The sequence below is a fragment of the Ruegeria sp. genome, from assembly GCF_965221235.1.
GTDB lineage: Bacteria > Pseudomonadota > Alphaproteobacteria > Rhodobacterales > Rhodobacteraceae > Ruegeria.
The window spans coordinates 1,748,702-1,774,743 of record NZ_CBDCRS010000004.1; the positions used below are offsets into that span (position 1 = coordinate 1,748,702).

22 protein-coding genes and 2 tRNA genes are annotated in these 26,042 nt (G+C 56.3%); 10 read left to right on the top strand and 14 right to left on the bottom strand.

From position 1 onward, the window contains the following. The first annotated feature begins 3 nt into the window (after positions 1-3). Together ACOQOY_RS11790 and ACOQOY_RS11795 are read left to right on the top strand one after the other, a co-directional pair. Positions 4-1,251 carry an MGH1-like glycoside hydrolase domain-containing protein gene (locus tag ACOQOY_RS11790; RefSeq protein ID WP_420585611.1) on the top strand — a complete coding sequence of 416 codons (1,248 nt, stop codon included), beginning with the start codon at positions 4-6 and terminating at the stop codon, positions 1,249-1,251. Further along, positions 1,251-2,297 (top strand): ABC transporter ATP-binding protein, encoded by a 1,047-nt coding sequence (locus ACOQOY_RS11795; RefSeq protein WP_420585612.1) that lies wholly within the window; start codon positions 1,251-1,253, stop codon positions 2,295-2,297. Before ACOQOY_RS11790 ends, ACOQOY_RS11795 begins: the two co-directional genes overlap by 1 nt. Before the next feature lie 31 nt (positions 2,298-2,328). On the opposite strand, the gene ACOQOY_RS11800 is transcribed toward ACOQOY_RS11795, so the two are convergent. Further along, positions 2,329-2,685, bottom strand: a complete 357-nt coding sequence (locus ACOQOY_RS11800) for a hypothetical protein (RefSeq protein WP_420585613.1) — start codon at positions 2,683-2,685, stop codon at positions 2,329-2,331. 278 nt (positions 2,686-2,963) lie between these two features. On the opposite strand from ACOQOY_RS11800, the gene ACOQOY_RS11805 reads away from it, so the two are divergent. Beyond that, entirely contained in the window at positions 2,964-4,433 is a 1,470-nt protein-coding gene (locus tag ACOQOY_RS11805; protein ID WP_420585614.1) for a CAP domain-containing protein, read from the top strand. Positions 4,434-4,490: 57 nt separating this feature from the next. Here ACOQOY_RS11805 and ACOQOY_RS11810 read toward each other — a convergent pair whose 3' ends face one another. The 3 genes from ACOQOY_RS11810 to ACOQOY_RS11820 all read right to left on the bottom strand — a co-directional run bounded on the left by ACOQOY_RS11810 (position 4,491) and on the right by ACOQOY_RS11820 (position 7,855). Next, positions 4,491-5,513: an aspartate-semialdehyde dehydrogenase gene (locus ACOQOY_RS11810; protein ID WP_420585615.1), complete on the bottom strand. Its 1,023-nt coding sequence runs from the start codon at positions 5,511-5,513 to the stop codon at positions 4,491-4,493. Positions 5,514-5,624: 111 nt separating this feature from the next. After that, the gene (locus tag ACOQOY_RS11815) at positions 5,625-6,659 is read right to left on the bottom strand and encodes a glycosyltransferase family 4 protein (protein ID WP_420585616.1); all 1,035 of its coding nucleotides are present in this window, start codon (positions 6,657-6,659) and stop codon (positions 5,625-5,627) included. A 23-nt stretch (positions 6,660-6,682) separates the two neighbouring features. Then, positions 6,683-7,855 carry an MFS transporter gene (locus ACOQOY_RS11820; protein WP_420585617.1) on the bottom strand — a complete coding sequence of 391 codons (1,173 nt, stop codon included), beginning with the start codon at positions 7,853-7,855 and terminating at the stop codon, positions 6,683-6,685. Positions 7,856-7,997: 142 nt separating this feature from the next. Here ACOQOY_RS11820 and ACOQOY_RS11825 point away from each other — a divergent pair, with 142 nt between their 5' ends. Further along, positions 7,998-9,140: a DUF3095 domain-containing protein gene (locus tag ACOQOY_RS11825; RefSeq protein ID WP_420585618.1), complete on the top strand. Its 1,143-nt coding sequence runs from the start codon at positions 7,998-8,000 to the stop codon at positions 9,138-9,140. 3 nt (positions 9,141-9,143) lie between these two features. On the opposite strand, the gene ACOQOY_RS11830 is transcribed toward ACOQOY_RS11825, so the two are convergent. After that, a complete protein-coding gene (locus tag ACOQOY_RS11830) occupies positions 9,144-9,914 on the bottom strand; it encodes an HpcH/HpaI aldolase family protein (protein WP_420585619.1) in 771 nt (256 codons plus the stop codon). A gap of 10 nt (positions 9,915-9,924) precedes the next feature. Further along, complete coding sequence (locus ACOQOY_RS11835; protein WP_420585620.1) at positions 9,925-11,337, bottom strand: pyridoxal phosphate-dependent decarboxylase family protein; 1,413 nt, start codon at positions 11,335-11,337, stop codon at positions 9,925-9,927. Positions 11,338-11,548: 211 nt separating this feature from the next. Here ACOQOY_RS11835 and hpaR point away from each other — a divergent pair, with 211 nt between their 5' ends. Both hpaR and ACOQOY_RS11845 read left to right on the top strand, forming a co-directional pair. Next, positions 11,549-11,983, top strand: a complete 435-nt coding sequence (hpaR, locus tag ACOQOY_RS11840) for a homoprotocatechuate degradation operon regulator HpaR (protein WP_420585621.1) — start codon at positions 11,549-11,551, stop codon at positions 11,981-11,983. Positions 11,984-12,541: 558 nt separating this feature from the next. After that, entirely contained in the window at positions 12,542-13,240 is a 699-nt protein-coding gene (locus ACOQOY_RS11845) for a fumarylacetoacetate hydrolase family protein (RefSeq protein ID WP_420585622.1), read from the top strand. A gap of 3 nt (positions 13,241-13,243) precedes the next feature. On the opposite strand, the gene ACOQOY_RS11850 is transcribed toward ACOQOY_RS11845, so the two are convergent. Together ACOQOY_RS11850 and ACOQOY_RS11855 are read right to left on the bottom strand one after the other, a co-directional pair. Further along, the gene (locus ACOQOY_RS11850) at positions 13,244-14,452 is read right to left on the bottom strand and encodes a winged helix-turn-helix domain-containing protein (protein ID WP_420585623.1); all 1,209 of its coding nucleotides are present in this window, start codon (positions 14,450-14,452) and stop codon (positions 13,244-13,246) included. A 4-nt stretch (positions 14,453-14,456) separates the two neighbouring features. Further along, a complete protein-coding gene (locus ACOQOY_RS11855; protein ID WP_420585624.1) occupies positions 14,457-15,482 on the bottom strand; it encodes a LacI family DNA-binding transcriptional regulator in 1,026 nt (341 codons plus the stop codon). Positions 15,483-15,609: 127 nt separating this feature from the next. On the opposite strand from ACOQOY_RS11855, the gene ACOQOY_RS11860 reads away from it, so the two are divergent. From ACOQOY_RS11860 to ACOQOY_RS11870, 3 genes are all read left to right on the top strand, one after another. Beyond that, positions 15,610-15,686, top strand: a tRNA-Arg gene (locus ACOQOY_RS11860). A gap of 65 nt (positions 15,687-15,751) precedes the next feature. Continuing rightward, positions 15,752-17,167, top strand: a complete 1,416-nt coding sequence (locus ACOQOY_RS11865; protein ID WP_420585625.1) for a tyrosine-type recombinase/integrase — start codon at positions 15,752-15,754, stop codon at positions 17,165-17,167. 48 nt (positions 17,168-17,215) lie between these two features. Further along, the gene (locus ACOQOY_RS11870) at positions 17,216-18,490 is read left to right on the top strand and encodes a hypothetical protein (protein WP_420585626.1); all 1,275 of its coding nucleotides are present in this window, start codon (positions 17,216-17,218) and stop codon (positions 18,488-18,490) included. A gap of 338 nt (positions 18,491-18,828) precedes the next feature. Here the strand turns inward: ACOQOY_RS11870 and ACOQOY_RS11875 are convergent, their stop codons facing one another. The 5 genes from ACOQOY_RS11875 to ACOQOY_RS11895 form a co-directional block, all read right to left on the bottom strand. After that, entirely contained in the window at positions 18,829-19,932 is a 1,104-nt protein-coding gene (locus ACOQOY_RS11875; RefSeq protein WP_420585627.1) for a hypothetical protein, read from the bottom strand. A 211-nt stretch (positions 19,933-20,143) separates the two neighbouring features. Then, positions 20,144-21,495 (bottom strand): IS3 family transposase gene (locus tag ACOQOY_RS11880; protein ID WP_420583782.1). Its coding sequence is split into 2 segments (ribosomal slippage): positions 20,144-21,159 and positions 21,159-21,495, totalling 1,353 coding nucleotides; the frame shifts between segments, so codons are not numbered across the junction. A 711-nt stretch (positions 21,496-22,206) separates the two neighbouring features. After that, entirely contained in the window at positions 22,207-23,469 is a 1,263-nt protein-coding gene (arsJ, locus tag ACOQOY_RS11885; RefSeq protein ID WP_420585628.1) for an organoarsenical effux MFS transporter ArsJ, read from the bottom strand. After that, positions 23,466-24,464, bottom strand: a complete 999-nt coding sequence (locus ACOQOY_RS11890) for an ArsJ-associated glyceraldehyde-3-phosphate dehydrogenase (RefSeq protein WP_420585629.1) — start codon at positions 24,462-24,464, stop codon at positions 23,466-23,468. Before ACOQOY_RS11890 ends, arsJ begins: the two co-directional genes overlap by 4 nt. Then, positions 24,461-25,294 carry a helix-turn-helix domain-containing protein gene (locus ACOQOY_RS11895; RefSeq protein WP_420585630.1) on the bottom strand — a complete coding sequence of 278 codons (834 nt, stop codon included), beginning with the start codon at positions 25,292-25,294 and terminating at the stop codon, positions 24,461-24,463. Before ACOQOY_RS11895 ends, ACOQOY_RS11890 begins: the two co-directional genes overlap by 4 nt. A gap of 166 nt (positions 25,295-25,460) precedes the next feature. On the opposite strand from ACOQOY_RS11895, the gene ACOQOY_RS11900 reads away from it, so the two are divergent. After that, positions 25,461-25,536 (top strand) — tRNA-Thr (locus ACOQOY_RS11900). A gap of 128 nt (positions 25,537-25,664) precedes the next feature. On the opposite strand, the gene ACOQOY_RS11905 is transcribed toward ACOQOY_RS11900, so the two are convergent. Beyond that, entirely contained in the window at positions 25,665-26,021 is a 357-nt protein-coding gene (locus tag ACOQOY_RS11905) for a hypothetical protein (protein ID WP_420585631.1), read from the bottom strand. Positions 26,022-26,042 lie beyond the last annotated feature (21 nt).

Below are 26,042 nucleotides of genomic sequence, written 5' to 3' on the forward strand. Positions count from 1 at the left end.
GAAATGAACCACCATACAACGCCGAGTGAATCGGCCCGCAACATCCTGATTGCCAACGATCGGGGCGGCTATACGATCCCGACCAGCGGCCTCTATCCGTACCAGTGGAACTGGGACAGCGCCGTCGCCGCGGTGGGCTTTGCCGAGTTCGACATCGACCGCGCCTGGGTCGAGCTTGAGACGCTGTTCTCAGGCCAGTGGGACAATGGCATGGTCCCGCACATCCTGTTCCACAAACCCGATCCGGGTTATTTCCCCGGACCGGATGTCTGGGGTGGCACCGGGCCGATTGCCTCGTCGGGCATTACCCAGCCGCCGCTTGCCGCCACCATGGCGCGGCGGGTCTGGGAAAAGGACCGCACAGCCGGTGAGGCCCGCATCCGCGCCCTGTTCCCCGCCATGCTGGCCTGGCATCGCTGGTTCATGACATGGCGTCTGGATGATCATGGTGCAGTATGCACCACCCATCCCTGGGAAGCCGGGCGCGACAATGCGCCGGATTGGGATGGCGCGATGGAAGGCATCGACGCGTCGGATGTAGGTGAGTACGAGCGCCGCGATACGACCCATGTGAACAGTGCCGACCGGCCGACCAAATATGACTACGACCGGTATATCAAATTGGTGCAGATTGGGCGCTCGGTTGCTTGGGATCAGCAGCAATTGCTCGAGCTCAACCCGTTTCGTGTTGCCGACCCAACCATGACCTTCACCACCCTGCGCGCCGCCCGTGACCTGCTGGCGATCAGTCAGGAGCTGGGGCTTGAGGCCGAAGGGCTGGACGCAGATATCGCCCGGTTGGAACAGGGCGCGCATTCGTTGTGGAACGAAGCTCTGGGCTCGTTCGATGCCCGTGATGCCCGGACCGGGAAATTCGCTGAAAGCGTCTCTAACGCAAGCTATCTGTGCTGGTATGCTGGGATCGAGTCGCCGCAGATGCTGGAGCGTTTGGGAACCATTCTGACCATCGTTCCGCACCCGATCCCCAGCTATGATCCAAGCATGCCCAAATTCGATGCGCGCCGCTATTGGCGCGGACCGACATGGGCCTTCATGAACATGTTGGCCGGTATTGGTCTGAAGGATATGGGCCACGGTGACGAGGCCGAAACCCTGCGTCTGAAAACCGGTCGTCTGATCGCGGGCCATGGCTTTGCGGAATATTACGACCCGACCACCGGCAGCCCCGCCGGAGGCAATTCGTTCACATGGACAGCCGCCGTCTGGCTACATTGGGCAGGGAGGAACTGATGGGCAGCATCGAACTCAAATCCGTCGAGAAATGGTTCGGCGACGTGCAGGTGATCAAAGGCATCGACCTGCAAATCGAAGAAGGCGAGTTTGTCGTCTTTGTCGGCCCTTCGGGCTGTGGGAAATCGACCCTGTTGCGCATGATTGGCGGGCTCGAGGATATCTCGCGCGGATCACTTCTGATCAACGGCGATGACGTTACCGATCACCCGCCCTCGAAACGTGGGCTGACGATGGTGTTCCAGTCCTACGCGCTCTATCCACACCTGACCGTGGGTGAGAATATGGGTTTCTCGCTCAAGGTCGCCGGGGTCCCCAAGGCTGAGATTGCCGAGCGTGTCGGCAAGGCTGCCGAAGTGCTCAAGCTGGAACCTTATCTGGAACGCCGTCCCAAGGATCTGTCCGGCGGACAGCGTCAGCGCGTGGCCATCGGCCGTTCCATCGTGCGTGACCCGACCGCGTTCCTGTTTGACGAACCTCTGTCGAACCTTGACGCCGCGCTGCGGGTCGAGATGCGGTATGAGATCGCCAAGCTGCACCAGAGCCTGAACCGCACCATGATCTACGTGACCCACGATCAGGTCGAGGCGATGACGCTCGCCGACCGTATCGTGGTGCTGGAATTCGGTAAGATCGCGCAGGTCGGTACCCCGCGTGAACTGTATGAACGCCCTGCCAACCTGTTTGTGGCGCAGTTCATCGGCAGCCCGAAGATGAACGTTATCCCCTGTACTGTCTCTGGCGATCAGTTCCAGCTGGAAAACGGCGGCAGTGGTCCTTTCGACCGCACTGGCGCGGCCACCATGCTGGGCATCCGTCCAGAGCATATCAGCGTGGTCGAACCCGGCGCGGGCCATAGCGATGGCATGGTCGAGGTGGTGGAATACCTTGGCGCAGACATGTTCGTCATTGTCGATTGCGGGACCGAGGAAAAGGTCACTGTGCGCCTTGGCGGTGATACCCAGCTGAAACCCGGTACCAAGATCGGCCTGCATTTCGCGCCGGAGAAACTACAGTTCTTCGATGCCGAGGGGCAGGCGCTATAGAACTGAAATAGATTGCGGTGAGTGACAAGCGTCACTCGCCGCAAATTACTGTAACGGTTCCGTCTTGGGATGTTGTTGTCATACCCAGAACACAGTGTTCGGTGTTAAAGTGAAACAGCAAAAATGCTGCTAGCATCGTTATTGTGAATGATCCCAAAAAAAGCACAGCGTTTCTGGCAAGCACCCAGTTTGCGTTCGCGTTTTCCTTGTAACGCAATACGCGCCACGCTGACATAAAGCCCCCGGTCAATAAGTGTTCGCCGGGCCGATCTTGTCCCGCCTTGCTGGTGGCGCCGATAAGACTCGAAAACGAAGCCAGCAAAAAGACGAACCGAATAATGGTTGTGACGAACCCTGCCAAAATGAGCAACACCAAGAGAAGGATCATTATTCTCAAGTCTTTTGTTCCTTTCGGCGATCTGGTCGAATCTATGACTCGCCAGAGTATTAATTCATATATTACAATGATTTAAAGTACGGAAAAATCTTTCCGCACATTGATGCAATACTCAAAAAGCCTCGCATTTTCACGCGGTTTCTCGCTGCTGAGCGGCGGTTTTCAGCGAAACCTCGCCGCTTTGGACCTGAATGCGGCAAGTGACGTTACTCTGCCAAATTCTTGACAAAATTAGCTCAAAAACTCCCGCAGGAAACGGAGGCAGGGTGATGTCACAGGCCAGCGATTTAGAACGTGAAATGCTAGACCTTATTAACGCCGAGCGGCTCGCGCTTGGCCTTAATCCGGTTCAATTGGAACTCCAGCTGAATGCATCGGCTGAGGATCACAGCACGTGGATGCTGAACACAGACACTTTCTCGCATACCGGGGTCAACAACAGTTCGGCCACGCAGCGCATTCGGGATTCCGGCTTTGATTTGACCGGAAGCTGGCGCACGGCGGAAAACATCGCATGGCAGAGCCAGCGCGGCGCGGCGGGGTTCAGCGATGATGTGGTTGATCTGCACAACTCTCTGATGGCCAGCCCCGGACACCGGGCCAATATTCTGGATCCGAACCTGACCTATATCGGTATCGGCATTGAGATCGGGACCTTTAACGGGGTTCCGGCGGTGATGGTCACTCAGAATTTCGCGCATACATCAGCCCCCGTGCAACTGGACACAGGCGGCACGTCCACCGGCGGCGGAGGCGGCTCGACTCCGGGTACGCCACCCGCACCCCCGGCACCAAACCCGATCACAGTTATTGATGTTCCCGGGGACGGCTCGGGCCAAGGGCCGACAGCGTCTACTGAGACTTTTGACTTTGGCAACGCAGCCGGAACCCTCAGCGGTACACCCGGTGAATTGAACGGCGATCTTCTTCAGGGTTTTGACCATAGCAATACGCTGGTTCTGGAAGGCGTCGCGCCAGGACGATCCAATATCCGTTTCAACCAGAACTCTGAGATTCAGGTCGATACTGACGGCGACGGCGATTACGACGTGACCATTTCGCTGAATGCCGGACTGCCAAATGGGGACATCTTTGCCGTGGCCAAGGGTGGGGATACGGTTATCACCTACGCAGATTACCTGCCCGGTTTGTCTGATGGTATGCAAGTCGGGCGCGATCAGGTGAACGGCATTGTCAACAAGGACTATCTGGCCGGTGACGGATCAACCGATTTCCAGATTCAGATGCTGGATATCGGGTTCGCTGGGTTCGACAATGTTGTGGGGGTCTACGAAATCGATAGCAATGGCGAAATCTCGAACGTTCAGCTGATCTATACCAACGCCAATGACGTCAACGGATTGGTAAACCTTCAGGATGTGACGGACGGCAACCGTTTGGGCTTTTTCATCGTGCAGGATGCGGCAGAGTGGGCCGAGGCATTGTCCGGTTCGGATGTGTTGGATTTCCAGGCCAGCAACGGCGCTGTTGCAGATGTTGATGATGGCCTCGACCTGTTGCTGACGGTCAACGGAGAGGTGGCAAACGTCACCACATTTCATGCAGAAAACGCGTTGCTCAATACCGATAATGAACAACATGCGCTGTCTGGTATTGCCCCCGGCGGAGACGCAATGATCGTCGGTTTTGAAGATCTGTTGGGCGGAGGAGATTACGATTTCGAAGACGTCGTATTTTCCGTAACCCGGATTGAGTCTGACGCACTTTCCGTCGTCTGACCCCAATATGCACCAGAAGGGCCGCCCGCGACCGGGTGGCCCCTCTGGGTTGGGCGGTTAGCCCTTTTTCAGAACCTCACGGCCCAGCAGCTCGGCGATCTGGACTGCGTTCAGGGCAGCGCCCTTACGCAGGTTGTCGCTGACGCACCACAGGTTGATGCCGTTTTCCACGGTCGAGTCCTGACGGATGCGGCTGATGAAGGTGGCGAAATCGCCCGCGCATTCGATGGGCGAGACGTAGCCACCAGCTTCGCGCTTGTCGATCACCATGATACCCGGAGCCTCGCGCAGGATGTCGCGGGCTTCATCTTCGTCCAGAAACTCTTCGAACTCGATATTCACGGCCTCAGAGTGGCCAACGAAGACCGGAACGCGGACGCAGGTGGCTGTGACCTTGATCGACGGATCGACGATCTTTTTGGTTTCGACAACCATCTTCCATTCTTCCTTGGTCGAGCCGTCTTCCATGAAGACGTCGATCTGCGGAATGACGTTGAAGGCGATCTGCTTCTGGAATTTCTTCGGCTCGACTTCGGTGGTTGGGTTGTAAACGGCTTTGGTCTGATCCCACAGCTCGTCCATACCCTCTTTACCGGCACCTGACACCGACTGATAGGTCGACACGACAACGCGCTTGATCTTGGCGCGGTCGTGCAGCGGCTTCAGCGCGACAACCATCTGCGCGGTCGAACAGTTGGGGTTGGCAATGATGTTCTTGTTCTTATAGTCGTGGATCGCCTGCGGGTTGCACTCTGGCACGATCAGCGGAATGTCCGGGTCATAGCGATACAGCGACGAGTTATCGATCACCACACAACCAGCCTCGGCCGCCTTGGGGGCATAGACCTTGGTTGCGTCCGAGCCAATGGCGAACAGCGCCATGTCCCAGCCGGTGAAATCAAAGGTATCGATGTCCTGGGTAGTCAGTGTCTTGTCGCCAAAGCTTACTTCTGTACCCAGCGAACGACGGCTTGCCAGCACGGCAAGTTCATCGACGGGGAACTGGCGTTCTGCCAGAATGTTCAGCATTTCGCGGCCCACATTACCTGTGGCGCCGGCGACAACGACGCGATAGCCCATTTCATGTCTCCAAAGTTAAGGACGCGCGTTCATAGCTGCGTTGCAGCAAAGAAAAAAGGGTTTTCGGCCGTTATTTCGCACAATGACGCCGATTTTACGCGCTGGCGCGGGTCAGGCGTCGTTCAAAAGCCGCTCGTAGAGGGCGACGAGGGTTTTTGCCTCGCCGTTGATGTCGAAATTCTGCTCGACATGGGCACGGGCGGCGGTGCCACCACGGGCAAGGGAATCGCGGTCAGACAGCATTTCAGCAGACGCATCGGCCAATGCAGGAATATCGCCGGGTTCGACCACGCGGCCCAGTGACGGGTCGGTGACAATCTCAGAAAACGCACCAACATCAGTGGCCACAACCGGCACGCCGCAGGCCATCGCCTCAAGCGGGGTTAGACCGAACCCTTCCCACCGTTGTGGGGCGATGAACAGGTCCAGAACCTGATACCATTCGGCGATCTGGTCGACGGTGACTTCGGGCTTGAACAGGATGCGGTCGGACAGACCTGCCTCGGCGACTTTGTTCTTGAGCTCAGCCAGATAGCCGGTGTGTTTCTCGGTTGCGCGGCCCATGACAATGCCGTGGACATCGTCGAAGCGGTCGCACAGGTCGATCATTGCGTCGACAAAAGCGTCGGTGCCCTTCTGGTGGCGGATGCGGCCATAACACCCCAACAGCAGACCATCCGGCAGCCCCAGACGGGCGCGGACGGCGGCTTTGTCCTCGGGTGGCGTGAAATCTTGCAAGTTGATTCCGTGCATGATCACCTGCGCGTCGCGTTCCAGATACCCGGCGGTTTTGCGAGACGTGGCGACCACCGCATCCATCTTGTCGATCAGCCATTTGGTATAGCCCGTATGGGCGCGTTGCGAGGCGCTGGTGAACAGCAGCTTCAGCCGCAGCCGGAAAATGTTGCGCAGCATCAGGCCCAGCAGCATCTCGGTATTGCGCCGGGCGTGCCAGACACGCAGGGTCTTGCGCGACAGAAAGGGCAGGCGCCCAAGCGGGATGTGCGGGATGTCCTCGGGCAGGCCCGGACCCGTCGCCGCGATGTCGATCCATTGCACCTGCAACGGCACCAGCCGCGCAATCGTCGCCGTCACGCCGGAAAGCCTGCGTTTGAGGTTGGGGGCGATGACGCGCGGGTCGGACATGGATGCTCCTGACGGTTTCAGCGTCAGTCGACGCTATCCCGGCTGAATAGATAGATCACGCAGCCGATGGCAAGCGTGACGGCGAAATAGCCGAATATCGCTGTGTAGGGCGCGGTTGGGCTGATGTCCACTGTGGCGGCATGGATGCGACCGGTGGCGAATTGCGCCACGCCGACGCCGCCCACGCCAAACAGGTTCAGCAAGGTCATGCCGCGCCCGACCAGATGCGGCGGGGCAAAGGCCCGGCCATGCGCCATGATGACCGGAAAACTGGCTCCCAGGAAGCCAATCACAGCCATCAACGCCACTGACAGCCAGACGTTATTTTCAAACCAAAGGAACAACAGCGCCAGACCGACCACAGCCAGTGCATTACCGCCGAAGATGACCCATTTCCGCGTGCCGAGCACCCGATCCAAAGGTCCATAGGCAAAAGTTCCGGCAATCATTGCCGCGCCCATGATCAGCGTCGCCTGACCGATCTGGGTTGTGCTGAGGCCGAAAACGTCGCTCAGATACGGCCCGGCCCATAGCCCTCGAATTGCGCCGGACGGTGCGTAAGAGACAAGCATCAGCGGCAGGATGGTCCACAGCGCCGGTTCCCTGAGAAGATCCAGAAACGAGCCCTTTTGTTCGGTTTGAATCTTTTCAGGGTCCTGTACGCTAAGCCAGATACCCAGCGCAATTGCGCCGGAAAACAGCGCCAGCACCCACATCGTCGCGCGCCATCCCATCAGCTCGACCGCCAGCGCGGTGGGGTAAGAGGCGACCAGATTGCCCACCGACCCGACCCCCAGCATAACGGCTGCCAGCGTGGCAAACCGTGCGGGCGGGTATTCCCGCGCGAAGATGTAATAAGACGCCATTAGAACCGGAGAGCAGCCGACGCCGATCAATCCCATGGCGATCGCAACGTGAAACGGCGTGCTGGCCACGGCAAAAAGGGCGGCTCCGCCCGCACCGCCGACCAGCAGCAAAACGGCTGCGGTCAGGCGCGGCCCGACCCGGTCCAGCGCCCAGCCAACCGGCAACTGCATCGCGGCAAAGATCAGAAACCAAAGCCCCGAGGCAAAGGCCAGATCCTCGGGCGTGGCGCCGATATCGCGGCCCAGATCAATGCTGAGCACAGCCAGAAAGGCGCGGAAAAACTGGCTGAGCACATAGCCCAGACACAACACCACCAGACCTGCCTTCATGAAACGCCCCTTCTCCCCCAAGCTGCGTGGCAAGAATTGGCACGGCACGCTGCGTCACACAAGGACGTGTGTTATACTCTTTGCACGAGACAGAGATCACAATCGGGCTATCTTGTTTCTGAGTGATCACCCTGAGGTATCAATGAAGGACGCACAGGCTGCCTTTTACGAAAACCTACCCTTGCAAAGGGACTTCACCCGTTTGGCGCAGCCAACGCGGTTTACCGCCGTGCCGGATGATTGGACATTGGGCGTTGCTGATATCGTGGATTCCACCGGAGAGATTGCCAAAGGGCGCTACAAAACCGTCAATATGGTCGGCGCGGCGGTGATCTCGGCCATGATCAACGCGCTGAAGGGGCAGGAGTTTCCCTATGTCTTTGGTGGAGACGGCGCGGGGTTTGCCATTCCGGCCAGCGCGGTCGACACGGCCCGTTCGGTTTTGGCTGACCTGCGGCGCTGGGCGGACGAAGAGTTCGCGATCACCCTGCGTGGCGCTTTGGTGCCAGTGTCCGAAATCCGTCTGGCAGGGCGCGACCTGCGGGTGGCGCGCTATGCGCCCTCGGACGGGGTGGATTACGCAATGTTTTCAGGTGGTGGTTTGGCCTGGGCCGAAGCACAGATGAAGCAGGGTCAGTTCGAAGTGCCGCCCGCCGATCCCGGCGCGCAGCCCGATCTGACCGGTCTGTCCTGCCGCTGGTCCAACAGCAAAGCCCGGCACGGCAACATTGTCTCGGTCGTGGTGCAGCCAACTGCCAAGGCGACCGAGAGCGACTTTGCCGATCTGGCCCAATCCGTCTTGTCCGCGGCCGAGGGGCTAGAGCGTTCCGGCCACCCGGTGCCTGAAAATGGTCCCCCAATCAGCTGGCCGCCGCCGGATACCACGCTGGATGCACGTGTGTCCCGCGCCGGAGGCAACCTGATTGCGCAGAAATTAAAGCTGTTGAGTCAAAACCTGCTGATTGCCCTGCTGTTCAAGACCGGCAAGCGCATGGGGCAGTTCGATCCCGAGCATTACAAGCATATGGTCAGCCGCAACGCCGATTTCCGCAAGTTTGACGATGGGCTGAAAATGACGTTGGATTGTGATCCGGCCACCTTGTCGAAAATCCGAATTATGCTGGAACAGGCCCGCGGCCACGGCAAAATCCGCTATGGGTTGCACATTCAGGATGAGGCTATGATGACCTGCTTTGTGCCGTCTGCTATGCGCGACGACCATGTGCATTTCATCGACGGCGCCTCGGGCGGGTATGCGCAGGCTGCCGCAGATATGCAGGGTTAGGGTCTATTTGGCTTTCCATTTGGCCGCCAGTGCCCGTGCTGCCTGTGTCAATAGCATCACGTCGATCCCAACCGCCAGAAACTGCGCCCCCATGTCCATATAAGCCTGACTGGCTTCATCATTGGTGCCCAGAATACCGGGCGCTTTACCCGCCGCTTTGATCCGTTTGATCGCGTCGGCAATGGTGGCCTGCACCTCGGGCGCGGCGCTGTTGCCCTGATGGCCCATATCAGTGGACAGGTCTGCGGGGCCGATGAAGACGCCGTCGACGCCCTCGACCTTTAGGATGTTGTCCAGCGCCGCCATCCCGGCGCGGTTTTCCACCTGTACCAGCAGGCAAATCTGCTCATCTGCGGTCTGGATGTAGTCGCTGAACGACCCATAGCCAGTGGCCCGCGCTGCCCCTGCGCCAACACCGCGCAGGCCGTCCGGGGGATAGCGACAGGCGCGCACCAGCTCTTGCGCCTGCTCGGCGCTGTTGACCATGGGTACAAGAATGGTCTGCGCGCCGATATCCAGCACCATTTTGATCAGGGCGGTATCGCCGACGGGCACCCGCACTACCGGGTGTGTGGGGCTTGCCGCCAGCGCCATCAACTGATCGCGGATCGAGCGGATGTCATTAGGCGCGTGCTCACCGTCAATGACCAGCCAGTCGAAGCCGGCGGTTCCCATGATCTCGGCGGTGATGGCTTCGCCGAAACTGCTCCAACAGCCGATCAGCCGATCGCCTTTGATTAGAGCCTGTTTGAAGGTGTTTACAGGTGCGGACATTGCGGTACCTCTAGGTCAGAGAGCGGGCGATTTCAGTGATGACGTCATACGCCATGCGAACGTCATCCTCGGTGGTTTCGAACTGACCGGCCTGAAAGCGGATTGCCAGATCGCCATCCACACGGGTTTGCGTCAGATAGATGCGGCCATCGTCATTAATGGCGTTGACCAGCCGCAAGTTCAGATCGTCCAGATCGGTTTGACCGTCAGGAGCATAGCGGAACGTCCACAGCGACCACATCGGCGGAGTCACAATCTGGAAATCTGGTTCCGCCGCCAGCCTATCATGCAGATCAACGGACCAGTTCACATGGTTGCGCAGCCGTTCCCGCAACCCCTCCAGCCCATAGGCGCGCATCACGAACCACAGTTTCAACGCCCGGAACCTTCGGCCCAAAGGCACCGACCATTCCGAATAGTTGATGATCCCATCCTTGCCATGGGTCTTGAGGAACTCAGGACTGATTGCCAGCGTCTGCACCAGATCGTCAGGGTCTTTCAGGAAATGTGCGCAGCAATCGAACTGAACGCCCAGCCACTTATGTGGGTTGAACACGATACTGTCGGCCTGATCCACGCCGGGCCAATAGTGGCGGTATTCGGGACAGATCATCGCTGAACCGGCCCATGCCGCATCCACATGGGAATAGAGGCCATATTTTCTCGCGACATTTAGGCATTCGTCGATCGGATCCACCGCTCCCACGCTGGTTCCGCCGACGCACAGGATGACGCCAGCAGGCTGCAAGCCCGAGTCTAAGTCAGCCTGAATCGCCGTCTCCAGCGCTGCGGGGTCCATCCCACGCCAGTCACCTTTGGTCGGAATACGCACCAGATTATCCTGCCCAATCCCAGCCACCCAGATGGCGCGATCCACCGAGGTATGAACCTCGGCCGAGCAATAGACCCGCAGCGCTTTCTGCCCGAAAAGCCCATGCTGATTACCGCGCCAGCTCAGCGCCTTTTCCCGCATGGTCAGTACCGCAGCCAGCGTCGCCGACGACGCGGAGTCCTGGATGACGCCGGCAAAGCCTTCGGGCAGGCCCAGCGCCTGTCGCAGCCAGTCCATCATCCGCGTCTCCATCTCGGTCGCGGCGGGAGAGGTCTGCCAAAGCATGCATTGCGGCGCGATGGCGCTGGCCAGAAACTCGGCCAGAACCGACGGGGCAGAGGCGTTCGAGTTGAAATACGCAAAGAACCGGGGGTGTTGCCAATGGGTGATGCCGGGCATCACGATATCCTCGAAATCGCGGAAAATATCCTCGACAGGCTGCGGCTGCTCTGGCGGATGAGCGGGCAGGGCGTTCAAGACGTCGCCCGGTTCCGTGCGGGCACGTACCGGTTTGTCGCCGACTGTCAGGTGGTAATCCTGCGTCCAGTCGGCAATCATTTTTCCCCATTCCGAGAACTCATCCCATTTCATCTGATACCTCAGCACCGTTGAGCATGGGGTGATCCCCCCTGTGACAGTGATCAGCATCCGTTGCCGGAGGTCAACGATCTTTCACGCGCGGATCATTTGGCACACAGTCATTGAAGGATAATGCGGGCCTATACAGGGCTAAATCTCACTAATCATGCAGAAAAACGGATTGTTGAGTTGCAGAAAACGCGGATTTCGGCGACAATTTAGCATGACCAATGAAGTACCATTGACGTCACGTTCATTGCCCATTGCGTTACTTCGGGCTCGGGAACGGGTCATGGGACCCATTCGTAAAATGCTGGTGGATGCCGGTGTTACTGAACAGCAATGGCGCGTGCTGCGTGTCCTGAATGAAGAAGGTCCGCAAGAACCGACACATATCGCGGACCGCGCCTGTTTGTTGTTGCCCAGTCTGACGCGTATCCTGCAAAAGCTGGAAATAAAAGGGTTTATTATGCGCAATGCGCATCCCTGCGACAAACGCCGCCAGATCGTTGAGATCACCCCCAAGGGTCAGCAGATCATTCGGGACAATATCCAGATCACACGGCATCTGGCGGATGACCTGCGCGCCAAACTCGGTCCTGAGCGGCACGAGACGCTGCTGGATCTGTTGAACGACTTGCGCGATTTGGAAACGTGACATTCAGTACCCGAACCCCGCCGGAGTGTCTGCTTTGCTCCGACGGGGCGGCCAGACGTGTACTGAACTCGAAGCCTGGCCCAGGGCCGGGTGCGCCGGATAGTGTGCGGCGATCCGTCCTGCGCTTCGAAGAACATGCCAGCCTGAAAAATAAGCCAGCGAAATGGTCAAAGACATTATTGGGGGTACTGCCTTTGGCACTTGTTCCCCGAAACAGTCACATCCGGGTGGCCGGTGTGTGTGTCGGCCGGTTCGGATGTCTTCTCGCCACGGCGGACGCTTGGGTATCCGCCAGTTTGTGAGTGGCGGCTAGGGCGCGCTGCACCCCGATTTGCAAGCGATATTTCGCCCTGCCACCACACAACTTATAGCTGTCTGCGCGATTTCCAAGACAGAACACCCCAATTGTGAATTGGGTTTCAGAGGCAAGAAATCATCAGGGTTGGTGTTTTTATTTTCATTTCAATGAGATGGGTGCAGTTTCAGATGGTAGAACGCGGGTTGTCCCATCCGTCATCTCGGCTAAAATGCGCGCTCTTGTCGCAACAGGGGGCCGCAATGGCACATAGTTTGTTCACTCTGCCCGAATCGATCTCAATCCCGGTTCAGGGGCGGCAACAGACCTATCCGGTGGGTCGGATATTCTGTGTCGGGCGCAATTACGCGGCCCATGCGGCCGAAATGGGCAACGAAGTAGACCGCGAAGCGCCGTTTTATTTCACCAAGTCCGCGCCGAATGCGGTTCTGTCCGGCGCGACCGTGCCTTACCCTCCGGGTACCGAGAATTTCCACCATGAGATGGAGCTGGCCCTCGCCATCGGCAAACCCGTCTTTCGCGCCACCAGCGCGCAGGCGTGGGATGCGGTGTACGCTTATGGCTGCGCGCTGGACATGACGCGCCGCGATTTGCAAATCCGCGAGCGCAACAAACAGCGGCCTTGGGATTTGGGTAAGGATCTTGAGGCCGGAACGGTTTTCGCCCCCCTCACGCTGGCGTCCGAGTGGTCGCCTAGCGACGACACACGCATTCATCTGAGTGTAAATGGTGAGATACGTCAGGATGCAACGCTGGTAGAGTTAATCTGGAAGATCGACGAGATCATCAGCCACCTGTCCGGCTACTACCATCTTCGGCCCGGAGACCTGATCCTCACCGGCACGCCTGCCGGTGTCGGGCCAGTGCAGGCCGGAGATGTCTTGGACGGTGCGATTGACGGGTTGCAGCCGATCAAGCTGACCCTGTCCAAGGCAGAATAGACCCTATTTAGGGTCTTTTAGCCAATCCTTCGCGAATTCCACGTCGTCCAAACCTGCAAACCGGCGGACCCTGTCCAGCTCTGCCTGCAATCGACTGGTCCGCGCATCGGACCAGCGTACGGATCGTTCCGGCCACAGCGCGTTGACTTGCAAAACGCCGCGGTCGCGCTGTGCTTTCATGTCGATGCGGCCGATCATCCGGTCGCCCTCGAGCAGGGGAAAGACGTAATAGCCATAGGTGCGTTTGGCGGCAGGCACAAAGACCTCGATCCGGTAATGGAAGCCGAACAGCCTTTCGGCCCGGTTGCGGTCGCGCAGCATGGGATCAAACGGGCTGAGCACCCGGATACGGCCAGGTGCTGAGGGGAGTTCAGTCTCAGTCAGACCTGGCCTCGCCAGCAGTTTGCGAATGTTGCCGTTGGCGCAGGTTACTTCGACTTCCTGCAAATCACCCTGAGTTAGAGCCTCTGCACACCAGTCCTTCGCTTCCGAAACGCTGACTGTATCCCAGAATGCGGCCAGCTCTCCGGGGGTTGCAAAGCCCAGACGGTCCAAAGCCGCGTTACACAACCAATCAACGGTCGCCTCCGCGTCGCAAGGCATGTTTCCCGGGCACATATGGGTTTCGATCACCCGTTCGGTTAGGTCATAGCGCTTTTGAAAGCCATTGCGACCAATCACGGTCAGGGCACCAGACCGCCACAGAAACTCCAGCGCGGTTTTTGACGGGTGCCAATCCCACCAACCGCCCGAGCCCTTTTTCTCGTCCTTACCCACATCCGAGGACGACACCGGCCCATGATCGCGGATATGCTTTAGGACTGTGGCAAATTGCTGCTCGAACCCGTCGCGGCGCCAGTTCTTCCAGCGCGATTTCAGCAGCGCCTCGTCGCGCAGAAACCTCAGATGCCAATGGCGGTAGAACTCCATCGGGATTACGGCGGCATCGTGGGTCCAGTGCTCGAACAGCGCCCTGTCGCGCTCGTAAAGCCGCTTGAGGTTGTCAGAGCGATAAGTCGGCCTGCGCGAAAACAGGATCATGTCATGGGCGCGGGCGACGGTGTTGATACTGTCCAGCTGCACAAAGCCCAGTCGATGTATCAGGTCCAGTAAGTCCGCGCCCTTGGACGCGCCCGAAGGTTGCTCGGCCAGCGCGTGGCGGTCCATGAACAGGGCACGGGCCGCCTTATTGTCCAGCCGGGGGATAGCCACTGGTTTAGCGCCGTTTTAGCGTGTCGCCAAAGCTGATCGTGGGAGTCAGAGTCACGCGCGTGTCGATCTCGGCATTCGGGTCGGCCAGCTGCGCAGCGATGATCTCAGCGGCCTTGCGTCCGATTTCCAAGCGGCAGGCGTCCATCGTGGCCAATTTGCGCGGCAAACCTTGCAGCAGCTCGACGTTGTTGAACCCGGCCAGGCCGATCTGCCCGGGTATGTCGATACCCTGTTCCAGCAGATACAGCAAACCGCCTGCACCGATCATGTCGTTGGAATAATACAGAAAATCAAGGTCCGGAGAGCGTTCCAGCATGGCCTGTGTCATCTCTCGCCCCTTGGCCAGAGCGGAACCGCCGGAGTAAAACTCACGATCCTCAATCTCGATCCCGCTTTTACCCAGCACTTCGGTAAAGCCCTCGAACCGTTTCCGCGCCCGGTGGTCCAGCGGCATTTTGGTGCCCATAAAGCCGATATGTTCATAGCCCGCCTTCAGGATCGCCTCGGCCATCTCGCGACCGGCGCGGCGGTGCGAAATGCCGACCATCGCATCCACTGGCTTGCCGTCGGTATCCATGATCTCGACCACCGGAATTCCGGCCGAATCCAGCATGGCACGGGCGGCTTCTGTATGTTCAAGCCCCGCAATGATCACGCCCGAAGGCCGCCACGAGAGCATCTCATACAGAACCTTTTCTTCTTTCTCGGGCAGGTAGTCTGTGACGCCAACCACCGGCTGCAACTCGGTGTCTTCCAACACCTGATTGACCCCGGTCAGAACCTCGGGAAAGACCATGTTCGACAGCGACGGGATGATCACGGCGACCAGATTCACCCGGCTCGAGGCCAGCGCGCCTGCGATCTTGTTGGGCACGTATCCCAGCTCTTTCGCGGCGGCGAGAACGCGGGTGCGGGTGGCATCCGACACGTCGCCACGGTTGCGCAGGACCCGACTGACCGTCATCTCGGATACCCCCGAAGCCTCTGATACATCGCGAAGGGTAAGCGGGCGTTTTGTTTCAGTGGTCACGGGAAGGCACCTGCGTTGTTATTTTGTCCGATGGTAGCGTAAACGGAACGCGGTTTACAACTGTTCTACGTACCTGGCGTAATCCCCATGACAAGGCGAAAAAACACAGGTACAGAGACCCTTGCGCGGCCCCGTGGCTCAACTGGATAGAGCAGCCCCCTCCTAAGGGGCAGGTTGCAGGTTCGAATCCTGCCGGGGTCGCCAGACTGCTCTAAAAAAGTATGTGCTTTCCATACCTTAGACGCTTCCTGTACCCCGATAGGTGACACATGTCGAAGAACTGGTTCAGATACGGTCCAATAAGAATGACAATCAAACATGTTGAATGGCGTGGAGGTAGAGCGAACTACCGACGCAGGATACCGAAGGACTTACAGGTTCATTACTGTGGGAAGGAAATTCTCTTCGAGTCCCTTGGAACTAAAAGCCCAGCAGAGGCGGCTAGAAAAGCGCAGCAGATCACCAAGAGGTTAGACCGTGAGTGGCGACTCTTGAGGTCTAACGATGGTGGCGAACTTGCCCTTCGGGAGGAAGCGATGGCCATCCTTCGAAAACACGGTTTAAAACCCGGTCAAGCTGCTGAATACGCCAAATACGATATTGAGCCGGAGCGCTTTGTAAATGAGCTTCTCATCGAATCTCTGGATCAGGACGGACAAGCGCCGGGTATTGTAGCAGAACGGCTTCCACCCGGTTTGAGGCGCGCCGCCGAATTGTTTTATGCAGACCCAGAGGAGCTACGTGACCTCACCGTTCCATACTTTTCGGAGGTTAAGGACGAACACCTGAGATTTTACCCTAAAAGGGCGGAAGACACTCAGTTTGCTAGGTCTGTAGAGCGATTTACTGAGGTTAATGGTGAACTCCCCATCAATCAGTACTACAGAAACCATGGTAACGCCTTCGTGGAGGAACTGCTCAAGACAGTGACACCAGCAACAGTGAAGCGATACCTCAACCAGATCAGGCCGATATTCAACACCGCGATCAGGGAGCTGGGTGTCCGTATGGAAAACCCACTTTCGGACCTGATTATCCCTGAAAAAGACTCTGATTGGGAACCACCAAAGTTACCCTTTTCGCTGGAACAGGTTTGGGCAATTCAACAACGTTGCATGGAAGTGGATGATGAACGGCGCTGGGTTATAGCAGCACTCAGTGACACCGGTGCCCGAATGTCAGAAATAGCGGGGCTATTACATGAGGACGTTTTTCTCGACGCGGAAACTCCACACATAACGCTAAAGCCGAATAGGATAAGAGGCGTCAAAACCAAGTCTTCTGCAAGACGGGTTCCACTTGTCGGTGTTTCGCTGTGGGCGATTAGACGTGCTGCTGAAACATCTGACGGTGAATACCTTTTCCCGAAGGTGGTTAGGAACGGTGACTTCAACAAGAATTCGGTATCCGCCACTTTGAACAAGTGGCTGAAAGATCAGAAACTCAGGGGTGAAAAACAATCACTTCACAGCTTGCGTCATTCCCTTAGGGACCGCCTCAGAAACACCAACTGTCCACCAGACGTCGTTGACCGAATAGGCGGCTGGAAACGCGATGGTGTGGGCGAAGGGTACGGCCTTGGACATGAGGTTTCAGTTCTTAGCGCTCACATGAGCCAAATGCTCAAATGTGAAGCTGCATCAGGCAAGGCAATGCCACCTCTGATCCCCAAAGAACCAGAGTAACGAGTTCGGTTAACCAAGAAAACATGATGGATGGGTGGTTAGAAAACCATGGATCAAATTAAGCCAGACTTTGAACCGGAGGAACTGAGGGCGGCCAAAATGGCTTCTCTAGTGATGTGTCCCTTCTCGGAAGAAGCAAGCGATGCAATTGACGCTGTAATGGACGAAACAGTTTCCTTTCAGCGAATGCAGGGAACAAGGGTAAGGGGGTTAAGAGCGGAAACGGCACGATCCCTAAAGGCTACCATAGGGGCGTTGCTTGGGGACTTGCTGGAAGCAGCACTCAACATAGGCTCTGGGGGATACTGTTGGAGGGAAAGTAACAAGGACAAGTTCAAGAATACAAACGCAACCAGCAGGCATTATGAAACCCTGAAGTCTGTATGGCCCGAAATGGGGTTGATGGATGTCGTTAACGGTTTTCGAGGAAGCGACGATTTTGATGGTGAGATTTACCATCCGAACACCCCAAACAAACGATGGGCGACACGGCTTCGGGCCACCCCTTTGCTGCTTGAACGTCTGGCTGAGTACGGCATCACACCAAAGAACCTAACACTCCATTTCAGAAGCGACCGGAACAAAGCCCGACCAATTACGTTGAAAGCGGCAAAAATCAGTGGGGAGGCAAAGCCTCGGATTATCACGGACTACACAAGATCATCGACATCGGCTGCGATTGAAGCGGATGTGAACGAAATTAATGCTTTCTTGAATGAGTGGGAATACAGCTTTGGAGCGCCGCCAGTGTTGTTCCGTGTTTTCAATGATGGGGACAGGGAAAACTACCAGTGGGACTCTGGTGGCCGCTTCTACGGGTCTGAATCGACCTATATCAATTGGAAGTCAGAGGAGCGGAGGGGAATTCTGATAGGTGGTGAACCAACTGCTGAGATTGACATAAAGGCTTGCCAGCTGACCATGCTACTCGGCCTGATGGGGTTCGACTATGAAGTTGGGGTTGACCTGTACCAGATCGACGGATTGGACAGAGAAGAGGTGAAGCAAGAAATAAACGTTATCGTTGGAAAGGGTCGGATAGGGGGGCGAACTTCCCCGGTCATAGGCAAGATTCTGGAACGATACCCATTCCTAAATGACTTGGAGACAAGAGGTCTAAATTCTCTGCGCCTTCAGGCCATTGATTCCGCCATCATGAACCAGACGCTACTGATCCTGAAACGTCAGTACTGTATTCCAGCACTTCCAGTTCATGACTGTCTAATCGTCCGAGTTCGGGACGTCGACACAGCTCAAGAGGTCTTCAGTGAAGCGTTCTATGATCACATTGGGTTAAGGCCCACGTTAACGGTCGATCACTAACGGAAGTGCAGACCTAGAGTGCTTCTCTTAGGTTGGTTGTAGAGGAGGGGTTTGGTGTGGTGATGAAATAACCATCACTAAACAGGTTAGGCATATGCTATTTTTAGGGGTTCATAAGAGGGCATATGTTTTTGCTATCCAGAGATATACCTTATGACTACCTAACGAGTTACTATGAACGCTAAGGAATCTGCTGCAACCGTGGCATTGGTTGATGTGGCTAACGAACCTTCTTCTTGATTACCAAAACCCAACTATAGATAGCGGTCTCAGGCTATTGAATTGGCCAATCGATGGTTTTTCAGGAAGCCTACAAGTCTGTATTGTGGAATTCGCTGCTACTGTAAGAACGTCGCACAATCCAACGAGACAACCTTAGAAATATCCCCGTTTTGATCGTGTACTTCGTAGTACCTCTTCGAGTTGTTGGTTGCATTGTTTACTAGAAGGTGCAACTCATGTGGCTGATTGGGGTCGTCGGTTGATTGCCCATCATCAGATAAAGACCAGCGTACGCTGTGCGCGCCGCGTCGTATACGGTACTCCGCGCCTGCAATAGTCATATACCTGTAACGGTCTATTTTGGGGTCTTCGAGCAAACTGTTGAACGCTTCCTGATAGTGAAGCTTGTTGAACACCTCCTGATAGTGAATCTCGCCACTCATTGCGCCCAGAACCCTTTTTAAGGGCCTAAATGCCAAGACATCCATCCGTGGGTATTCTTCCATATTCAAATCCGGTATTTTGACTTGCAAGAATTCCGACTCTAAATCGACAAAAAGGTGCGGGTCGGTAGGACTTGGGCCACTCTGACGCACAATAAAAATGTGTCCGTATGGGGCGACATATCTCCAGTTAATAACCCCTGTGTCAGAGAACACCCAAAGGCCTTCCTCTTCGACTTCAAGGCAAATCATTGAAAGACGTGCAGTAAACTCCTCAGGTGCAGGGTCAAATGCAAAACCGAAAAGACACGAAAGCTCGGTCTCTATAGTCGAGGAATGATAGGTTTCGGTCAGATTTGCCGTGTTGTCTGAGGCAATCACCAACTCCACACTCTGATTGCCGGAAAGTTGTGTTACAAATTTTGGGGCACCATTCGCGCCCTGTATAAATCCGTCAAATTGATCCCGCGCCTTCTTGTCGTTATCCAATGCTTCGAAAATCTCATCTCGTGTGAGGTCATCGGGCACTGAAATGTAAGACAGTGATAGGCTTCCCTTCAATTCGGGTGGGTTGCCGCCAGCCTGCACGGCGGTGAGAAAATCAGAGCCGGCTAGGGTGATGTTTTCTCCGTTAACGTCATTCTCAGGTTTAACTTGCTCCAGAACAGCAACGACTTCAGGGCCAGTGCAAATAATTTGAAGACGGTCTGAACGTTCTTCGGCAAAAAGTTGCGATGCCATAATCAGAAAGGATAAAGCGACAGACAAAAAGCGCATGACTCAAAACCACCAGTAACAACTGAATATGTTTCATCTTCGCACAGGTTAGAGTTTTCTCAAAACCGGTGACCGACGCCCGGTAAAGATACTGATGTCGGGCCTTGATCTGGAGCAATCAGTCAAAAGGGCCACACTGTCCGTCGTCAGGAGTTTTGGGCCAGTTGGCAGTCTGAGCTAAGAGAGAATCTGACTCATCCGGTTCGCGTGATTATGCGGCGGATTTGCGGTGAAGCAAGCGACGCGTTTCGATTGTCTTTCGTTTGATCCTTTCTCGTTGTCTCAGAATGGTCTGGTCTCGTCCGAAGTAGACGTCAGCGGGCGTGAGGTTTTGCAGGCTTTCGTGGTAGCGACGATGATTGTAATGCTCGACGAAGGCGTCAATCTGCTGCGTGAGATCGCCAGGCAGATAGTAGTTTTCCAACAAGATGCGGTTCTTGAGGGTCTGATGCCAGCGCTCGATCTTGCCTTGGGTTTGCGGATGATATGGCGCCCCACGCACGTGATCCATTTGCTGATCTTCCAGCCAATCAACCAACTCTCCGGAAATGTAGCTGGACCCGTTGTCGCTGAGCAGACGCGGCTTATGCAACACGGTTGCCTGATCACAGCCTGAGCTTTGCAAGGCGAGGTCCAGAGTGTCGGTCACATCCTCGGTCTTCATCGTCGTGCAAAGCTTCCAGGCGATGACGTAACGGCTGAAGTCATCCAGGATCGTACTGAGATAGAACCACCCCCAGCCGATCACTTTCAGATAGGTAAAGTCGGTCTGCCAAAGCTGGTTCGGTCGTGTCGTTTTGTCTTGAAACTCATCCGCTGCGGACAAAACCACATAAGCCGGGCTGGTGATCAGGTCGTACGATTTGAGGATGCGATAGACGGAAGCCTCTGACACAAAATACTTTTCCGTGTCGGTGAAGCGGACAGCCAACTCACGCGGAGACAGCTCGCTTTCCTTCAGGGCCAGATCCTTGATCTTCTCGCGCACTGGTGTGGGAATGCGGTTCCAGACCCGTGACGGCGTGGGTCTACGATCTTCAAGCGCCTCGGGGCCACCGACAAGATATCGGTCGTACCAGCGATAGAAGGTGGTCTTCGGAATGCCCAGCTTTTCCAAAGTGCGTTTGGTCGGCAGATGCGATTGCTCAACCAAGCGGATGATTTCCAGTTTTTCGGATGCAGGATATCTCATTCCTCGTCGTCCCCATCCGCGATCATGCTTTTTTTGAGAAGCCGCAGTTCCAGGGCCTGTTCTGCCACAACTTCTTTCAGATCGCGGGCTTCACGGCGCAGGTCTTTGACCTCGGTCGATGTCGCGGCACGTGCCGTGTCGCCGGCCAGACGTTTCTTGCCGGCTTCCAGGAACTCTTTGGACCAGCTGTAGTAGAGGCTCTGTGCAATGCCTTCACGGCGGCAGAGCTCCGCAATGCTGTCCTCGCCCTTGAGGCCGTCCAGAACGATCCTAATCTTTTCTTCTGCGGAATACTGTTTGCGGGTCGCACGGCGAATGTCCTTTACGACCTTCTCACCGTGGCTCTGCTTAGTTCCGGGTTTCTTTCTCATCTCCACTCCTTGGCGGTTACGATGAGCCAGAAACCCTCTCTTATCAAATCAACCTAAACTGTCCCATTGGCGCTGACGTCAGACAAAAGGCTCAGCGACTGAAGTCAACTCATGTCGTTGTGACCATCAAAAAACCTAAGAAATAATTAGGTTTCAGGGCGGTTCTTCTTGGTGGGAGGGTCGCCCTGTTTTCTGAGGTCAATATGAATCAAAGCGATTCCGTTGTCTACAAATATCAAAATCTTCGCTGGTAGGAGAATTTTTCCAAGCTGAGGACGTGACTGGAATTGGCCAAAGAATGATCGGTAAAATTCGAGACAATCTCTTCAGGCTTCGGTCGATTGTTTGCCATTCGTGGTCCTCCGTTTCCTAAACATAACGGTGGACCAGTTCAGTTGGGGAGGCTCAGTAGCCTTGTGGACTATCAATACCGAGGAATTCAGGTTTTTGAATTTATAATCGTCTTTTAACATGATCGGACATTAAAATAGTCTCCGTTTGCACTGAAGATTTTTGAAATAGAAACCAACGTCTTCTGAATAGTCAGAATGGTGACACAAAGAGTGACACAAGCTGTTTTGCTGTTGACATAAGATACTGTAAATAAATAAAAACATACCTACATCAAGCGGTAAACAATCCTGCCGGGGTCGCCAGGTTTTCCATTCCACAGTGTCGGAAAAGTGGGAACGGCTAGCAGGTTTCGAGCAATCAGGAATAGGCCTCGGTCCGATCGGACAATTTGCCCGCGGTCAGTGCCGCCAGCGCGACCATCGCAGCCGCAGTACCCAGAACAAGGGGCAGGCCGCCAAGCTGGTAAGTGGCGCCAGACAGGACTGTACCCACCAACCGACCCGTCGCGTTTGCCATGTAATAAAACCCCACGTCCATGGTGACGCGCTCGGATTTGGTGAAGGCGAGGATCAGGTAGGAATGCAGTGCCGAGTTGACGGCGAAAATCGCTCCGAAGGCCAGAAGGCCCAGAACCAGTGTGATCGTCAGCCAAGTCTCGGGGCCGGACGAAAGTAAAACAGCAAAGGTTAGAGCCGTAGGGATGCAGAACAGGCCTGCCGCCCAGCTACGGGCCGCACGGATCAGGTCGCCTTCGGTTCGGTCGGCGGCGCGAAGGATTTTCGGGGCGCTGGCCTGGACGGCTCCGTAGAGGATCACCCAGACGGCCATAAAGGTGCCGATCATGAAAAACGCGGCGCGGTTGCCTTCCTCGGAGCCGTCCGACAGAACCGCGTAGAAGTAGATCGGGATGCCGACCACAAACCAAACGTCCCGCGCGCCGAACAGAAAGACGCGCGCCGCCGACAGCCAGTTCACATTGGCAGACTTGGAAAAGACCTCAGAGAATTTCGCGCCTTTACGCCCTTTGGGCAGGCCCGGAGGCATAAAGCGGATAACCGCAAACAGGATCACCGCAAGAACAGCGGCCATGATGAAAATGGCGGTCATGAAGCCCAGCGTTGCCAACATGGCCGCGCCCAGCAGAAAGCCCAAGCCTTTTACTGCGTTTTTGGACCCGGTCAGGATCGCGACCCAGCAAAACAGCCCTCCGCCTTCGGCCGGGGCCAGCAGTTTGACTGCGGATTTCGACGACATTTTGGCCAGATCTTTGGCCACCCCGCTGGCCCCCTGCACGATCATCACAAAAGCGACCGATGTGGCTACGGTCCAGTGAGGGTCCAAGAAAGTCATCGTCAGCAGCGCCGCAACCTGCAAGCTGAGACCGGCATAAAGCGTTGAGGTCAGCCCGAACCGCGCTGCGATCCAGCCCGCGGCAAGGTTCGTGACCATCCCGGCGATTTCGTATAGAACAAACAGATACGCCAGCTGCACCGGCGAGAAGCCCAGCGTATGAAAGTGCAACAGCACCAACATCCGCAGGGCCCCGTCGGTTAGCATAAAGGCCCAATAGGCCGCCGTAACCGCGATATAGGCCGACAGTCCTTCGGGCCTTTGGGTCACAGCGAGGCCCCGACCATCAGCGCCACGTCGACCAGACGGTGGGCGTAGCCCATTTCGTTGTCATACCACGCATAGATCTTCACCTGCGTGCCGTTCACTACCATGGTTGACGGCGCATCGACGATCGAAGACCGCTCGTCGTTGGTATAGTCGGTCGAGACCAGCGGGCGGGTTTCATAGCCCAAAATGCCCTTAAGTTCGCCTTCGGCGGCGGCCCTGAAGAAACCGTTGACCTCTTCGGCGGTGGTTTCGCGTTCCACCTCGAACACGCAATCGGTCAGCGAAGCATTCAACAGCGGCACGCGTACTGCGTGGCCGTTCAGACGCCCTATGAGTTCCGGGTAGATCAACGTAATCGCAGTGGCCGAGCCGGTTGTGGTCGGGATCAGCGAATTCAGCGCCGATCGCGCGCGGCGCAGGTCCTTGGCGGGGCGGTCCACAATGGTCTGCGTATTGGTCACGTCATGGATCGTGGTCATCGACCCGTGGCGGATGCCGAGATTTTCGTGGATCACCTTGACCACGGGGGCCAGACAGTTGGTGGTACAAGACGCAGCTGTCACAATCTGATGCGCCGCCGGATCATAAGTCTCGTCATTGACGCCCACCACGATATTCGCGGTCGGGCCATCCTTGACCGGGGCCGAAACCACAACCTTTTTAACGCCCGCCTCGAAATAGGGGGCCAGCTTGGCCTCGGTTTTGAATACACCAGTGCAGTCGATCACCACATCGACGCCTTCCAGCGGCAGGGCGCTCAGGTCTTTGGTGCCGATAAAAGGCAGGCGGGTGCCGTTTATGGTAACGCTGTCCGCATCATGGGAGAACTCCGCATCCCAACGGCCATGGACCGTGTCGAATTCCAGCAGATGTGCGTGCATCTCGGGATCGCCGACCCCGTCATTGATCCAGGCGATATCCGCACCCTTCTCCAGCAACGGTTTCAGCGCCAGCTTGCCCATGCGGCCCAGGCCGTTCAGTGCGTAAGTGGTCATGTGTGGTCCTCGAAAGACGTTCTGCCGATGTCATCGACAGCAGTTTGCAATGCGATCCGGTCAAGGCTTTCGACCGGCAAAGACGTAAAGGCCTGTATCCGGCGCTTGAGCGCGCCATAGGCATTTTGGAAGGCGAGGCTTTTTTCCGCATCGGTGCCTTCGGCCTTAACCGGATCGACCATGCCCCAATGACCGCTGATCGGCTGGCCCTCCCAAGCCGGGCATTCTTCGTTCGCCGCCTTGTTGCAGACGGTGAACACGAAATCCATTTCAGGCGCGTCAGGGTCCGAGAATTCAGACAGGGTTTTGGACCGCAACAGGTCGGTGTCATGCCCCTTGTCCCGCAACACTTGCAGCGCGAACGGGTTCAGTTCGGACGAGGCCTGCGTCCCGGCGGAATAGACATTGAACCGGTCCCCGGCGATGTCGCGCAGCAGCGACTCGGCAAAAATAGACCGCGCCGAGTTGCCGACGCAGATGAACAATACGTTGAATTTGCGATCCGTCATTGTGCCGTTTCTCTGCTGAAGGGGCGAGCAGATATCAGGGCGACCCCGGCAGCAATCGTTCAGCAAAAAGCCAAGCATGTGCTGCACGTTCTTCATATCAACTGAATAAAGCAGAGAGGTTCCCGACCGCTCCTGCGTCACCAGACCGGCCCGTTGCAGTGCGTTCAGGTAGTTCGACAGGGTGCTGGGCTTGATCCCCAATTCCGTCGACAGCTCTCCCGCTGGCACGGTGTCAGGAAAACGTCGCATTAACATGCGAAACACCGAGATACGCTGCGGGTGGCCAAGGATGGCAAGCTGGTTTGCTATTTCTTCTATCATATTTCATGAAATATAGAAATAAGACTTGAGCAGCAACCGGGGATTGGTGCCGTTACAAAAAATTCACAAAGAGTACCGGAAAACAGCGCAAAACTCGCCGCGTGTACGGTTCAGGCAGAAGACGACTTGCGTGCCTTTGTGTGACCGTTTAAACGATCCCTCGCTTGCCTCAATAGCTCAGCTGGTAGAGCAGGTCCTTCGTAAGGACAAGGTCGGGGGTTCGAGTCCCTCTTGAGGCACCAGCGCTCTTGGCAGATTTATCCAAAAATTGCAACTTTTGAGCATTGCGGTATGTCACGCGCCCGCTGTCCAGTAGGTGTGTCTGTTTGGCATTTTGGTGGGGCGCGGCTTAGTGCGCTGGGCAGTGCCCTCAATTAGATCGTGCCTCATCCTCGAAACTGATTTTAGAATTGGTTGCTTTCACCTTATCAGACCAAATTTTGGCAAATTCCTGATACGTTTCGGGTTCGTCACTATGCAGTGCCATTAACGCGCAGGCGGCCCACATGGCGACGTCACAATCCGCCGAGGTTTTCTGAAGCAGAAACGCATGTGCCGCAGCACTGCCGGGCGTGGAAGGTTCAAACACGTTATTTTTGGTCATAGTAAAAAGAAACTTACCAGAATCCCGAAGGTGAGCCATTGAAACATGACCAAGAACGTAAATGCAAAGTTCACCATACGGATGTCCATTCTCACGAATTGAGCATTTGTCGCGCCGTCGCATAGCAATTCATGACAAGAATGC

Excerpts from the sequence above, each read along its gene's own strand:
- ACOQOY_RS11805 (WP_420585614.1), top strand. The coding sequence starts at position 2,964 with ATGTCACAGGCCAGCGATTTAGAACGTGAAATGCTAGACCTTATTAAC.
- ACOQOY_RS11875 (WP_420585627.1), bottom strand. The coding sequence starts at position 19,932 with ATGCGCTTTTTGTCTGTCGCTTTATCCTTTCTGATTATGGCATCGCAA.
- ACOQOY_RS11820 (WP_420585617.1), bottom strand. The coding sequence starts at position 7,855 with ATGAAGGCAGGTCTGGTGGTGTTGTGTCTGGGCTATGTGCTCAGCCAG.
- ACOQOY_RS11790 (WP_420585611.1), top strand. The coding sequence starts at position 4 with ATGAACCACCATACAACGCCGAGTGAATCGGCCCGCAACATCCTGATT.
- hpaR (WP_420585621.1), top strand. The coding sequence starts at position 11,549 with ATGACCAATGAAGTACCATTGACGTCACGTTCATTGCCCATTGCGTTA.
- ACOQOY_RS11835 (WP_420585620.1), bottom strand. The coding sequence starts at position 11,337 with ATGAAATGGGATGAGTTCTCGGAATGGGGAAAAATGATTGCCGACTGG.
- ACOQOY_RS11890 (WP_420585629.1), bottom strand. The coding sequence starts at position 24,464 with ATGACCACTTACGCACTGAACGGCCTGGGCCGCATGGGCAAGCTGGCG.
- ACOQOY_RS11870 (WP_420585626.1), top strand. The coding sequence starts at position 17,216 with ATGGATCAAATTAAGCCAGACTTTGAACCGGAGGAACTGAGGGCGGCC.
- ACOQOY_RS11795 (WP_420585612.1), top strand. The coding sequence starts at position 1,251 with ATGGGCAGCATCGAACTCAAATCCGTCGAGAAATGGTTCGGCGACGTG.
- ACOQOY_RS11905 (WP_420585631.1), bottom strand. The coding sequence starts at position 26,021 with ATGCGACGGCGCGACAAATGCTCAATTCGTGAGAATGGACATCCGTAT.
- ACOQOY_RS11895 (WP_420585630.1), bottom strand. The coding sequence starts at position 25,294 with ATGATAGAAGAAATAGCAAACCAGCTTGCCATCCTTGGCCACCCGCAG.
- ACOQOY_RS11800 (WP_420585613.1), bottom strand. The coding sequence starts at position 2,685 with ATGATCCTTCTCTTGGTGTTGCTCATTTTGGCAGGGTTCGTCACAACC.
- ACOQOY_RS11865 (WP_420585625.1), top strand. The coding sequence starts at position 15,752 with ATGTCGAAGAACTGGTTCAGATACGGTCCAATAAGAATGACAATCAAA.
- ACOQOY_RS11825 (WP_420585618.1), top strand. The coding sequence starts at position 7,998 with ATGAAGGACGCACAGGCTGCCTTTTACGAAAACCTACCCTTGCAAAGG.
- ACOQOY_RS11815 (WP_420585616.1), bottom strand. The coding sequence starts at position 6,659 with ATGTCCGACCCGCGCGTCATCGCCCCCAACCTCAAACGCAGGCTTTCC.
- ACOQOY_RS11810 (WP_420585615.1), bottom strand. The coding sequence starts at position 5,513 with ATGGGCTATCGCGTCGTTGTCGCCGGCGCCACAGGTAATGTGGGCCGC.
- ACOQOY_RS11830 (WP_420585619.1), bottom strand. The coding sequence starts at position 9,914 with ATGTCCGCACCTGTAAACACCTTCAAACAGGCTCTAATCAAAGGCGAT.
- ACOQOY_RS11845 (WP_420585622.1), top strand. The coding sequence starts at position 12,542 with ATGGCACATAGTTTGTTCACTCTGCCCGAATCGATCTCAATCCCGGTT.